The sequence below is a fragment of the Kineosporia mesophila genome (assembly GCF_021129235.1).
GTDB classification, from domain to species: domain Bacteria; phylum Actinomycetota; class Actinomycetes; order Actinomycetales; family Kineosporiaceae; genus Kineosporia; species Kineosporia mesophila.
This window is the reverse complement of sequence record NZ_JAJOMA010000010.1, coordinates 135,589-147,587: the sequence shown is the minus strand read 5'-3', so window position 1 is coordinate 147,587 and position 11,999 is coordinate 135,589. Positions and strand designations below refer to the sequence as shown.

At 69.0% G+C, this 11,999-nt stretch carries 12 protein-coding genes; 4 read left to right on the top strand and 8 right to left on the bottom strand.

Annotated elements, in window-relative coordinates; genetic code table 11:
• Positions 1-535 precede the first annotated feature (535 nt).
• Together LR393_RS16055 and trpD are read left to right on the top strand one after the other, a co-directional pair.
• Positions 536-916 carry a response regulator transcription factor gene (locus LR393_RS16055; protein WP_345718801.1) on the top strand — a complete coding sequence of 127 codons (381 nt, stop codon included), beginning with the start codon at positions 536-538 and terminating at the stop codon, positions 914-916.
• A gap of 8 nt (positions 917-924) precedes the next feature.
• A complete protein-coding gene (trpD, locus tag LR393_RS16050; RefSeq protein WP_231484728.1) occupies positions 925-1,956 on the top strand; it encodes an anthranilate phosphoribosyltransferase in 1,032 nt (343 codons plus the stop codon).
• Positions 1,957-2,114: 158 nt separating this feature from the next.
• On the opposite strand, the gene LR393_RS16045 is transcribed toward trpD, so the two are convergent.
• The 4 genes from LR393_RS16045 to ctaC all read right to left on the bottom strand — a co-directional run bounded on the left by LR393_RS16045 (position 2,115) and on the right by ctaC (position 6,678).
• Positions 2,115-3,281, bottom strand: a complete 1,167-nt coding sequence (locus tag LR393_RS16045) for a L,D-transpeptidase (protein ID WP_231484727.1) — start codon at positions 3,279-3,281, stop codon at positions 2,115-2,117.
• Positions 3,282-3,590: 309 nt separating this feature from the next.
• Positions 3,591-3,992: a cytochrome c oxidase subunit 4 gene (locus LR393_RS16040; protein WP_231484726.1), complete on the bottom strand. Its 402-nt coding sequence runs from the start codon at positions 3,990-3,992 to the stop codon at positions 3,591-3,593.
• Positions 3,989-5,779, bottom strand: a complete 1,791-nt coding sequence (ctaD, locus tag LR393_RS16035) for an aa3-type cytochrome oxidase subunit I (RefSeq protein ID WP_231484725.1) — start codon at positions 5,777-5,779, stop codon at positions 3,989-3,991. Before ctaD ends, LR393_RS16040 begins: the two co-directional genes overlap by 4 nt.
• Entirely contained in the window at positions 5,779-6,678 is a 900-nt protein-coding gene (gene ctaC / locus LR393_RS16030) for an aa3-type cytochrome oxidase subunit II (RefSeq protein ID WP_269327313.1), read from the bottom strand. Before ctaC ends, ctaD begins: the two co-directional genes overlap by 1 nt.
• Before the next feature lie 208 nt (positions 6,679-6,886).
• Between ctaC and LR393_RS16025 the strand changes: the two genes are divergently transcribed.
• Together LR393_RS16025 and LR393_RS16020 are read left to right on the top strand one after the other, a co-directional pair.
• Positions 6,887-8,080: a cysteine desulfurase family protein gene (locus LR393_RS16025; protein ID WP_231484723.1), complete on the top strand. Its 1,194-nt coding sequence runs from the start codon at positions 6,887-6,889 to the stop codon at positions 8,078-8,080.
• Positions 8,081-8,135: 55 nt separating this feature from the next.
• Positions 8,136-8,342: a sulfurtransferase TusA family protein gene (locus LR393_RS16020; RefSeq protein ID WP_231484722.1), complete on the top strand. Its 207-nt coding sequence runs from the start codon at positions 8,136-8,138 to the stop codon at positions 8,340-8,342.
• On the opposite strand, the gene aat is transcribed toward LR393_RS16020, so the two are convergent.
• From aat to LR393_RS16000, 4 genes are all read right to left on the bottom strand, one after another.
• A complete protein-coding gene (gene aat / locus LR393_RS16015) occupies positions 8,339-9,028 on the bottom strand; it encodes a leucyl/phenylalanyl-tRNA--protein transferase (RefSeq protein ID WP_231484721.1) in 690 nt (229 codons plus the stop codon). The genes LR393_RS16020 and aat overlap by 4 nt on opposite strands.
• A gap of 111 nt (positions 9,029-9,139) precedes the next feature.
• The gene (locus tag LR393_RS16010) at positions 9,140-10,123 is read right to left on the bottom strand and encodes a carbohydrate kinase family protein (RefSeq protein WP_231484720.1); all 984 of its coding nucleotides are present in this window, start codon (positions 10,121-10,123) and stop codon (positions 9,140-9,142) included.
• 117 nt (positions 10,124-10,240) lie between these two features.
• The gene (locus LR393_RS16005) at positions 10,241-10,609 is read right to left on the bottom strand and encodes a HesB/IscA family protein (RefSeq protein WP_231484719.1); all 369 of its coding nucleotides are present in this window, start codon (positions 10,607-10,609) and stop codon (positions 10,241-10,243) included.
• 204 nt (positions 10,610-10,813) lie between these two features.
• Positions 10,814-11,980, bottom strand: a complete 1,167-nt coding sequence (locus LR393_RS16000) for a glycerate kinase family protein (RefSeq protein ID WP_231484718.1) — start codon at positions 11,978-11,980, stop codon at positions 10,814-10,816.
• Between the last annotated feature and the right edge of the window lie 19 nt (positions 11,981-11,999).

Sequence of the window (11,999 nt, the reverse complement as noted above, 5' to 3'; positions counted from 1 at the left end):
CCTAATTTCCCGCCCCTGCGCGGAGAAGTGTCACCGGTCGCGAGGACCTGCTCGTCAAGGGACATCACGTCAGGCTTCTTCGGCGCTCTTGACGCATTTCTGTTGCCCCCACGGCCGTTCGGTCGGCAAATTCCGCCGACACGCCGGGATGTTCACCAGGCCTCCGCGTGATTTCCCCCGCCTCCGGCGTGTCGCCCGGCCGGCGACGGTCTTTCGCGGGGATTCGGGACCGGGACGGGACCAAGGTCACGGGTCCACGACGGCCGGTGACGCACTGATCCTCCGCTTCGGTACGATCGACCGTGACAGGCAGGCACTCGCCCGAGGCCCCCCGGCGTAGGGCGGACACACGGCCATCACTCCTGTCACAGCGACCAGGAGACGATCGATGACGACGACCCCGACCCGACCCGGCGCCGTGGCCACCACCGGGAACCACTCCGGTTCCGGGCTCGACCACGTGGCGACCGCACCGGCTGCCGATCACGAGGACGCCCGGCTCACCGGGGGTGCCCCGGTCTCGGGCACCCGGCCGATCTCGCTGCTGCTCTACAGCGACGATGTTGACACCCGCACCAAGGTCCGTACGGCCATCGGCAAGCGCCTGGCCGCCGACCTCCCCCCGGTCGAGTGGACCGAGGTGGCCACCCCGGCCGCCGTGGTGTCCGCGGCCGACGCCGGTGGTTTCGACGTGCTGATCCTCGACGGCGAGGCCGTGCCCGCCGGTGGCATGGGAATGTGCCGTCAGCTCAAGGAAGAGATCTTCGAGTGTCCGCCGGTGCTGGTGCTGACCGGCCGCCCCCAGGACGCCTGGCTGGCCACCTGGTCGCGCGCCGACGCCGCCGTGCCGCACCCGCTCGACCCCCGTGCCCTGGCCGAGGCCGTCTCGGTCCTCGCCCGTCGTCGTAGAGGCTGATCAATCGCATGCCCGCCACCTCCTGGCCCCTGCTCATCACCACGCTGATCTCCGGACAGGACCTGTCCCGGCCGGACACCGAGTGGGCGATGGAACAGGTCATGACCGACCGCTCCAACCCGGTGCAGCTGGCCGCCTTCCTGGTCGCGCTGCGGGCCAAGGGTGAGACGGTGCAGGAGCTGGGCGGGCTGGTCGACGTGATGCTGCGTCACGCCGTCCGGATCGAGATCCCCGGCCCCGCGGTCGACATCGTCGGGACCGGCGGTGACATGCACAAGACCGTGAACATCTCGACCATGTCGGCGATCGTCGCGGCGGGCGCCGGCGTGCAGGTGATCAAGCACGGCAACCGGGCCGCGTCCTCGTCCTCGGGTGCCGCCGACGTGCTGGAGTCGCTCGGCCTGCGGCTCGATCTGCCCAACGACCGGGTCGTGCAGGTCGCGCAGGAGGTCGGCATCACCTTCCTGTTCGCGATGAAGTTCCACCCGGCCCTGCGTTTCGCCGGCCCCACCCGGGCCGAGCTGAAGGTGCCGACCGCATTCAACTTCCTCGGGCCCCTCACCAACCCCGCGCAGCCCGGTGTCTCGGCGATCGGCTGCGCGAACCTGCGGATGGCCCCGATCATGGCCGGGGTGCTGGCCGAGCGGGGCGACCGGGCCCTGGTCTTCCGCGGGGAAGACGGCCTGGACGAGCTCTCCACCACCGGCCCCTCCCGGGTCTGGCAGGTGCGCGACGGGTCCGTCACCGAGTCCCTCTTCGACCCGGCCGACCTGGGCCTGCCCCGGGCCACGCTCGACGACCTGCGCGGCGGCGACCCGCAGCACAACGCCCAGGTGGTGCGCGACCTGCTGGGCGGCAAGACCGGTCCGGTGCGCGACGCCGTGCTGCTCAACGCCGGCGCGGCCCTGGCGGCCTCTGGGCCCGCCGACGGCGATCTGGTCAAGCAGATCAGCGAGAGTGTGCAGAAGGCCGCCGAATCGATCGACAGCGGCGCCGCAGCGGCGGTTCTGGAGCGCTGGGTGGCGGCCACCCACGCCTGAGTCCTGCCTTCGAAGGCCCGGTCGCGGTGCGGCCGGGCCTTCGTGCTGGGAGGACGAGGGTCACGGCGAGCGTTCGCCGTGGCCCTCGTCCTCCCGGCACGAAAGAAAAAGCCCGGTCCGCCTGAATCAGGCGGACCGGGCCTTCACGTTCTGGTGGCTCAGGCCTTCCAGTCCGAGTACGACTCGTTCCAGACGGTGTAGCCGTTGCCCCACTCCAGCTTGCGGGTGCTGTTCTTGTAGATCACCACGTCACCGACCTTGGAGCGGTCGAAGAGCCACTTGGCCGCGGCCGTGGTCATACCGGTGCAGCCGTGACTGACGTTCGCACTGCCCTGCGAGCTGCTCGACCACGGGGCGGCGTGGATGAACTCACCGCTGTAGGTGAGACGCATGGCGTACTTCGCGACCAGGTCGTAGCCGTCCGGGTCGTCCTCGTCGATACCGATCGTGGACGACCGCATGCGGTGTGAGGTCTCCCGGCTCATGACGACCTTGATGCCGTTGCGGGTGGCCATGTCGGCCTTGCCGGTGGTGACCGGGATGGTGCGGATGACCTTGCCGTTCTTGCGCACGGTCATCGTGTGGCCGGACACGTCGACGGTGCTGATCATCGAGTCGCCGATGGTGAACGCCGACTTGGCCTTCTGCTTCTTGCCCCAGACGCCGTCCTGCACCTCGACGCCGGTCAGGTCGGCCGTGACCTTCACGTCGGTACCGGGCTCCCAGTAGTCCTTCGGGCGCCACCAGACCTGCGTGGCGCTCATCCACTGCCAGGCACCCTCGACCTTGTCGTCGCCGGTGTCGACCTTCAGCGCGTCCACCACACCGTCACGCTTGCTCTGACTGACCGACTTGGACAGCTCCACGACGACGGGCATGCCGACGCCGACCTTCCACCCGTTACCGGGCACCACGTAGGCCGTGACCTGACCGTCGGGGACCAGCGTGGAGAACGACGAGGTCTTCTCCGCGTCGACCCCGTCGGCGTTCGCCGCGGTGACGGCGACCGTGTAACCCATGGCCGCCTTCAGAGCGGTCTTGCTGGTCCACTCCGTCTTGTCTTGGCTTAGGGTTCCCTTGAGCTTCTTGCCGGTCGCCGTCGCAACGTTGACCTCGGAAATGGTGCCCTGGGCGACGGAGACCTTGACCTTCTTCGCGGTCTTGACCTTCTTGTTGCCGTCGTCCGGCGTGATCGTGATCTCCGCCGGAGCGGCTGCGGCCTTCGTTCCGGACCCGCCCGAACCGCCCGAACCGGAGGCCCCGGAATCGCCGGACTGGCACCCGGCCAGGGCGATCATGGTCGCCATCGCTACCGCGACCACCATCGACCTTCGGGATCGGCCCCGACCGATGGCACGACTGATCACTTCGCTACCTACCTGACTCAAGAGGCTCCGACTGCACGTGCAACGTTTGTATAGACGCGTCGAACCGCGCATCGGTTGCAATGCTGCGCTAAATGAAGTCTATCGGTACCTCATGAGAACCACCTGAATCAATGCAGAATCGTCAAGCATTCCTGGGAAACCGACACGTTCGGCCTATCCATCATGACGCTTCGGGCATCGTCAGGACCGCAAAACGACCGGCGCCCACGGCCAGAAGACCGTGGGCGCCGGAACGCGGGAGGAGCGTCAGTGCGCGTGCTCGCCCCGGTAGAACTCGAAGACCCATCCGACCAGGGCGAGGCCCATCAGGACGGCGCCGATGGCCACCAGCCAGAAGCCGATCGCGGCACCGGCGAACACGATCGCGGCGCTGAAGGAGATCGCCAGCGGCCACCACGAGTGCGGTGCGAACTCACCGAGCTCACCGGCACCCTCGGCGATCTCACCGTAGGCGTTGTCCTCCGGGCGGGCGTCGATGTGCCGGGCCGTGAACGCCAGGTAGGCACCGATCATGATCGACAACCCAGCCGTGAGGAACAGGCAGGCCACGCCGACCGGCTCGTCCCACCCGGTCACCAGACCGTAGGCGATGGCGAAGGCCAGGAAGAGCGGCGTACCGCCGATGAAAATCCCGCTCTCGATCTTCACTTCTGCACCCCCTGGTTCCCGGCGTTGTTACCGGGCTCGTCGTCACCGTTCAGTCCCGGGCCCCGCTCGTGCACGTCACCCTCGCCGTAGACCTTGGCGAGCAGGCCCTTGTTCGGCGTGGGGTGATCGGCAGCCGCGATCTCGGGGTGGTGCAGGTCGAACGCGGGACGCTCGGACCGGATCCGCGGCAGCGAGTTGAAGTTGTGCCGCGGCGGCGGGCAGGACGTCGCCCACTCCAGCGTGCCGGCGTAGCCCCACGGGTCGTCGACCGTGATCATCGGGGCGGACTTCCAGGTCTTGTAGATGTTCCACGCGAACGGGACCACCGACAGCGCCAGGATGACCGAGCCGATCGTGGAGATCTGGTTGTAGAGCTCGAAGCCGTCTTCCGGCAGGTAGTCCGCGTACCGGCGGGGCATGCCCTCGACACCCAGCCAGTGCTGGATCAGGAAGGTTGTGTGGAAGCCGATGAACGTCAGCCAGAAGTGCACCTGGCCGAGCCGGTCGTCGAGCATCCGGCCGGTGAGCTTGGGCCACCAGAAGTAGAACCCGGCGTACATCGCGAACACCACGGTGCCGAACACCACGTAGTGGAAGTGCGCCACCACGAAGTACGAGTCCGACAGCGGGAAGTCCAGCGGCGGCGAGGACAGGATGACGCCGGTCAGGCCACCGAAGAGGAAGGTCACGAGGAAGCCGATGGCGAAGACCATCGGGGTCTCGAAGGTGATCGACCCGCCCCACATGGTGCCGATCCAGTTGAAGAACTTCACGCCGGTGGGCACCGCGATGAGCATCGTCATGAAGGCGAAGAACGGCAGCGCCACCTGGCCCGTGACGTACATGTGGTGGGCCCACACCGACACCGACAGGGCGGCGATGGTGATGGTCGCGAAGACCAGGGTCTTGTAACCGAAGATCGGCTTGCGACTGAAGACCGGCAGGATCTCGCTGATGATGCCGAAGAACGGCAGGGCGATGATGTAGACCTCGGGGTGCCCGAAGAACCAGAACAGGTGCTGCCACAGAATGGCGCCACCGTTCTCCGGTTCGAAGACCTGGGCCCCGAAGCGCCGGTCGGCACCCAGCGCGAGCAGCGCGGCGGCCAGCGGCGGGAAGGCCATGATCACCAGGATCGAGGTGATCAGCACGTTCCAGGTGAACAGGCCCATCCGGAACATCGTCATGCCCGGTGCGCGCATGCAGATGATCGTGGTGATGAAGTTGACCGCACCCAGGATGGTGCCCAGACCGCTCATCGCCAGACCGAAGACCCACAGGTCACCGCCCAGACCGGGCGAGTAGACCGCGTTGGACAGCGGCGCGTAGGCGAACCAGCCGAACGAGGCCGCACCCTGCGGGGTGAGGAAGCCGGAGACCGCGATCAGGCTGCCGAACAGGTAGAGCCAGTACGACAGCATGTTCAGACGCGGGAACGCGACGTCCGGGGCACCGATCTGCAGCGGCATGATCGCGTTGGCGAAGCCGGCGAACAGCGGTGTCGCGAACATCAGCAGCATCACCGTGCCGTGCATGGTGAAGAGCTGGTTGTACTGGTCCTTGCTGCTGACGACCTGTAGCCCGGGCTCGAAGAGCTCCAGACGGATCAGCACGGCCATCAGGCCGCCCAGCAGGAAGAACATGAACGAAGAGATCAGGTACAGATTCCCGATCACCTTGTGGTCGGTACTGGTCAGCCACTTGACCGCACTGCGGCCCGCGGTGAGCGGCACCGGCCGGGCGACATAGCTGCCATCGACTGCGTCTGCGTTGAAGGCTGCGGTCATTACTTCACCTCTGCCGTCGTCTTCGTGGCCGGCAGCGCATTGCTGTTGCCGGCTTCTTCTGCGTCCGAGTCCGACGGCGCCATCTCGCTGCGGTTCAGGTCTTCACCGAGCTGCCCGGTGTTGCCCTGGGCCTCGAGCTCGGCCATGTGCCGGTCGTAGTCGGCCTGGCTCACGACCCTGACGTTGAACAGCATCTCGGAGTGGTACTCACCGCACAGCTCCGCGCACTTGCCCTTGAACGTGCCCAGACGCTGCGGACGCACCTGGAACTTGTTCTCGAGGCCGGGAACCGTGTCCATCTTCATGAGGAACGCGGGCACCCAGAAGGAGTGGATGACGTCACGAGCGGTCAGGTCGAACTGGACCAGCCGGTTGATCGGCAGGTAGAGCGTGGGCAGTTCTTTCTCGGCCCCGTCGTTGCCGTCCAGCTGACCCATGACGCCGGTCTCGTAGACGTCGGAGTCCTTGTAGTTGAAGTCCCACGACCACTGCTTGCCCACGACGCCGATCGTGACGTCGGGCTTGGTGTCGGTGGAGATGAGGTCCGACTGGACGCTCGCGGTGTGACCGAACAGCACCGCCACCATCATCACCGGAATGATCGTGTACATCACCTCCAGCGGGAGGTGGTAACGGATCTGAGCCGGGAACCCGGTCTCGTCCTTACGGCGCCGGTAGACGATCATGCACCAGATCGTCAGGCCCCAGACGATGACGCCCACGATCAGGGCGGCGATCCAGGACCCGACCCACAGGTCCATGATCTTGGTGGTCTGGTTGGTCGTGCCCTTGGTGCTGGGCAGCCAGCCTCTCTGCACCTGATCGGTGCAGCCGGACAAAGTCAGTAGAGCAGCGCCGGTCAAACCCACGGCAACTGCACGGGCGCGCCGACGCGCCATGCCGAACCCCTCGTGCGAACGCAACGGCGGCCTTCCCACGGTCTCGTCCCGGTGCTGGATCAATGCCTGCGCACCGGGTGCTTTTGCTGAATGTTTCATGCTCCCGATTTCTCGTTCGTGAGCAGGGTAGCGGGTGCCCCGAGGCGGGCCCGCGATGGGTCGGGTTGGTTATCGGCGTGGCGCGCCAGAGACGAGAGACACTGCCGGGATGACTTCCGGCCCTCCTGCACGAGCCCCCCTCTCCCCCGGCCATCCTCACCCGTCCGGAGCATCGACACAACGGGCCTATCTGGACGCTTCGACGGTCGCGCCCCTCCTGCCCGCCGGCCGGGACGCCTGGCTGGCCGCGATCGACGAGGGCTGGGCCGACCCGCGACGCCTGCACCGTGAGGGACGCACGGCGCGGCTGCTGCTGGAGGGGGCCCGGGAGTCGATCGCCGCCGACCTGGGCGCCCGCACCGAGGAACTGGTCTTCACCGGCTCCCACACCGAGGCCGTGCACGCGGCCGTGCTCGGCACGCTGCGCGCCCGGCGGCGGGTGGGCACGCGTGTGGTGCTCTCCGCCGTCGAGCACTCCGCCGTTCTTCAGGCTACCCACTTCGCGGGTGAGCCACTTCTCATCGGTGTCACGGAGTCCGGGCGTGTCGATGTTTCAGGCTTCACGGACGAGGTGGGCGCCGAGGGCGTGGCCCTCGCCTGCCTGCAGAGCGCGAATGCCGAGGTGGGCACCCGGCAACCGGTGGCCGAGGTGGCCGAGGTGACCCGCTCGTCCTCCATTCCCCTTCTCGTGGACGCCGCGGCGACCGCCGGGCACGCCGCGGTGCCGGCGGGCTGGGACCTGCTGACCGCGGACCCGCGGTCGTGGGGCGCGCCGGCCGGGCTGGGCGTGCTGGCGATCGGGGCGAACACCCGGTGGGTGTCCCCCTCCCCCGCCGACGACGGCACCGAACGGGTTCCTGGTGCGGTCTCGGTACCGGCGGCCCTGGCCGCGGCGGTCGCACTGCGCACCGTGACGGCCGGCCGGGCGGAGTCGGACCGGCTGCGGCGCGGGCTCACCGACCGGATCCGGGCGGTGGCGGCGACGATCCCCGACACCGAGGTGGTGGGCGACCCGGAGCAGCGGCTGCCCCACCTCGTCACCTTCTCCTGTCTCTACGTGGACGGGGAGGCGATCGTCGACGACCTGGACCGGCTGGGGTTCGCGGTCGGGTCGGGCTCGGCCTGCACGGCCTCGACCCTGGAACCCAGTCACGTGCTGGCGGCGATGGGGGTGCTCACCCATGGCAACATCCGGGTCGGGCTCCCGGTGGGCGTCACCCCGGAGGCCGTCGACGAGTTCTGCGCCGTTCTGCCCGGCGCGGTCGCGCGGGTGCGGGCGATGCTGGGTGCCGAGGGTCTGTGAGGGGTTTCAAATGGTGGACGCGGATGAGCTCGGTTCCGAGGTGGACGCCAGGGGGATGAGGTGTCCCCTGCCGATCATCCGGCTGGCCGCCGCGGCGCGCCTGGCTGTACCGGGCAGCGTGGTGACCGTGCTCAGTACCGATCCGGCCGCCGAGCCCGACATCGCGGCCTGGTGCCGCATGCGGAACGCGGAACTGGTGGGTCAGGAATGGACGGCCGACGACACCGGCGATTTTCTGCGTAGCCGGGTGCGGGTGGGTTAGAGCCGGTCGAACGCGGCGGGCCGGGGCAGGTGCAGGGCCTGCTCGAGGCGTTCCCGGTAGTCGTGCCGCGGGATCTCCACGACCCCGAGCCCGGCCAGGTGATCGGTGCGCCACTGCACGTCCAGCAGACGGCGCTCGTCACCGTCCTCGAAGAGCATCCCGACCAGGGCGACCAGGGCGACCTTGGACGCGTCCGTCTCCCGGTGGAACATCGACTCCCCGGCGAACAGCCCCCCGCTGGCGACCCCGTACAGGCCACCGGCCAGCCGGCCGTCGCGCCAGCACTCGACCGAGTGCGCCCAGCCCAGGTCGTGCAGGCGGCGGTAGGCCTCGGCGATGCGCGGCGTGATCCAGCGGCCGGGCCGGCGCACGTCGGCACACCCGGCCACCACCTCGTCGAAGGCCGTATCCACCCGGATCTCGAAGGTCTTCACGGCCTTGCGCAGCGATCGGCTGACCTTCAGCCCGGCCAGCGGCAGCACGCCCCGCGGGTCGGGCGACCACCAGCCCAGCGGACCCCGGCCGTGCCGGCCCAGGCCCATCGGGAACACCGCGGACCGGTACCCGGCCAGCAACGTGCCCGGTTCCAGGTCGGCGCCGACACCGATGAGGTCTTCGCCCGGCACCGCCACCGACAGGTCGAAGGCGTATCTGCTCGGCACCGGTTCCACGGGCTGCGCGGTCATCTCAGCAGAACTCCCGAGGCTCCCGAAGAACGGTTCGTCACGCCGCGGCTGGTTCAGCCCGTGCTCCTCCTCGTCGGCCCGGTGGTGTGTCACTGCTGCGCCACGACCCGCCTACGGCCGGAAGGTGGTGAGGTGGGGCTCCAATTCTGCCGCCGCGGCTGCGCCGTAGACGGAGGCGAAGCGCTCGACGAAGGACGCGCGGGTCAGGTTGTATTCCTGCGGCCCGACTGTCTCCAGCACCAGGGTGGCGAGGGTGGCGCCGACCTGGGCGCTGCGCTCGGGGCTGAGCCCCCACGCGATACCGGCCAGGAAACCGGCGCGGAACGCGTCGCCGATGCCCGTCGGGTCGGCCAGCCGGGCGGCCGGGACGATCGGTACGTGCACCGTCTCGGCGCCCTTGACCTCGATGAACACGCCCTTCTCACCGTGGGTGGTGACGCGCATGCCCACCCGGTCGAGGATCTCGGCGGGGCTCCAGCCGGTCTTGGACTCGATCAGCCCGGCCTCGTAGTCGTTGCTGAAGAGGTAGGTGGCGCCCTCGACGTACTGGCGGATCAGCGGGCCGTCGGCCCAGGCGAGCTGCTGCGAGGGGTCCGCGGCGAACGGGATACCCCGGCTGCGGCACTCCTCGGTGTGGCGCAGCATCGCCTCGGGGTCGTTCGGGCTGATCACGACCAGGTCGATGGGAGCGTCGGCGCCGAGCGGGCCGAGCTCGATCTGGTTGGCCTCGGACATCGCCCCCGGGTAGAAGGAGGCGATCTGGGCCTGCTCGGAGTCGGTGGTGCAGACGAAGCGCGCGGTGTGCTGAGTCTGCGAGATCCGCACCCCCGAGCAGTCCACGTGGTGCCGCTCGAGCCACGAGCGGTAGTCGGCGAAGTCCTCGCCGGCCGATCCGACCAGCAGCGGGCGCAGCCCGAGGTTGCCGAGGCCGAAGGCGATGTTGCAGCCCACCCCGCCGCGCCGGATCTGCAGATCACCGACGAGGAACGAGAGGGACACCTTCTCCAGCTGCTCTTTCAGCAGGCTGTCGGCGAACCGGCCGTCGAAGGTCATCAGGTGGTCGGTCGCAATGGACCCGGTAACCGCGATACGCACAAGTGGGAACCTTACCCGTGCAGATGCCCCGGAATCCCTGCCCATGCCCACGATGTGCCGCGCAAAAGTGAAACCGGCCGCGCCCCAGGACGGGATACGGCCGGTTTCGTCGAACGATCAGTGGAAGCTGTCACCACATGCGCAGCTGCCCGCGGCGTTCGGGTTGTCGATGGTGAAGCCCTGCTTCTCGATCGTGTCGGCGAAGTCGATGGAGGCACCCTCGAGGTAGGGGGAGCTCATCCGGTCGACGACGACGCCGACACCGTCGAAGTCACGCACCAGGTCACCGTCGAGCGAACGCTCGTCGAAGTAGAGCTGGTACACCAGACCGGAGCAACCACCGGGCTGGACGGCGATGCGCAGGCGCAGGTCGTCGCGGCCCTCCTGCTCCAGCAGGCTCTTCACCTTGCCGGCGGCGACATCGGTGAGCAGCACACCGTGGGTCTTGGTCTCCGCGGAGGTCTGCTCGGTCTCGTTGACGGTCATGGGTAGATCTCCTGCTCGTCCGAACGGTCAGGTCGGCCAGTTCACTTGGGGGTGTGCCCATGCCCGGGCGGGCGTGAGCACCACGTCTGCACACCGATCAGCAGCGAGCCTTTCCGGGTAATTCCCGGTTCTCGCAGCGAATCTGCTGGCAGATCCACACTGAACGGCGGCGGCGTCACCGTGTCCGTGCCGTTCCAGCCTACGTCACCGGCGCGGCGACCAGGTGCGGGCCACCCGCTGGGCCCGGTCGGCCAGCCGCCCGGCCGGGTCGGCGAGCGATGCCCGCACCTCGGCCGGGTTGCGGGCCACCGGATAGGCCGACTCGACCCCGACCGTGAGCAGTTCGCGGCGCCCGACCTGGATCTGACCGGCGACCGCGACCGTAGGGACCGCCTGCTCCTGCGCGAGCCGCGCGACGGCGGTGATCACCGTGCCCCGCAGCGACTCCCAGTCCAGGTTGCCCTCACCGGTGACGACCACCCCGGCCCCCGCGAGCCGCCGGGACAGGCCCACGGCGTCCGCCACCAGCACCGCCCCGATCTCCCGGGTGGCGCCGAGCAGGAACAGCCCGAAGCCCAGGCCCCCTCCCGCGCCCGCACCGGCCAGGGCGACGAGTTTCTGCGGCTGGGCGGTGGCGTCGACCGCGGCCCGGGCGAAGTCGGCGAGGGCCAGGTCGAGTTCCTGGGCCTGCTCCGGGGTGGCTCCCTTGGCGGCCGCGTGCAGGGCGCTGACGCCCTTGAACCCGAGCAGCACCACGTCGGAGTCGGTGGCCGCGACCAGCTCGATACCGGCCAGGCGCTCGCGCAGGGGGTTGAGCACCTCCAGGTCCGCCGGGGTGATGCCGCGCAGAGCGGTGACGCCGCCGGTCAGCCGGCCGGCGAGAGCCTGGGCGCCGGGCAGGCCGAGGGCGGTGGCCAGGCCGGCGAGCAGGCCCGCACCACCGTCGTTGGTGGCCACTCCCCCGACGCCGACGACGATCCGGGTGGCCCCGGCCTCGAGCGCGGCGGCGATCAGGGTGCCCAGGCCGGTGCTGGTGGCCGTGCCGGGATCGCGCTCGGCGGGCGGCACCAGGTCGAGCCCGCAGGCCTGGGCCGACTCGAGATATGCGGTGACCTGCCCGGATTTCTCCGTTGTGACGAAAAGCACGGCGAGAGCGGGGAAACCGGCCGGACCGGTGACCTCGAGCGGGATCAGGCGGCCGTCCAGACCGGCGGCCAGGGCGTCGACGAAGCCCTGGCCACCGTCGGACAAAGGACAAAGATCCAGGTCATCGTCGGGTGCATGACGTCGCCAGCCGACGGCGAGCGCCTCCGCCGCGGCCGGGGAGGTCAGGGTGCCGGAGAAGCTGTCCGGAGCAATTACCACACGCACGCGAAAATCATGTCATGGG

Bases quoted from the DNA above. Each gene is read 5' to 3' on its own strand.
- trpD (WP_231484728.1), top strand. From the start codon at position 925: ATGCCCGCCACCTCCTGGCCCCTGCTCATCACCACGCTGATCTCCGGA.
- LR393_RS16045 (WP_231484727.1), bottom strand. From the start codon at position 3,281: ATGGTGGTCGCGGTAGCGATGGCGACCATGATCGCCCTGGCCGGGTGC.
- ctaD (WP_231484725.1), bottom strand. From the start codon at position 5,779: ATGACCGCAGCCTTCAACGCAGACGCAGTCGATGGCAGCTATGTCGCC.
- ctaC (WP_269327313.1), bottom strand. From the start codon at position 6,678: ATGGCGCGTCGGCGCGCCCGTGCAGTTGCCGTGGGTTTGACCGGCGCT.
- LR393_RS16025 (WP_231484723.1), top strand. From the start codon at position 6,887: ATGACTTCCGGCCCTCCTGCACGAGCCCCCCTCTCCCCCGGCCATCCT.
- LR393_RS16020 (WP_231484722.1), top strand. From the start codon at position 8,136: ATGAGGTGTCCCCTGCCGATCATCCGGCTGGCCGCCGCGGCGCGCCTG.
- aat (WP_231484721.1), bottom strand. From the start codon at position 9,028: ATGACCGCGCAGCCCGTGGAACCGGTGCCGAGCAGATACGCCTTCGAC.
- LR393_RS16005 (WP_231484719.1), bottom strand. From the start codon at position 10,609: ATGACCGTCAACGAGACCGAGCAGACCTCCGCGGAGACCAAGACCCAC.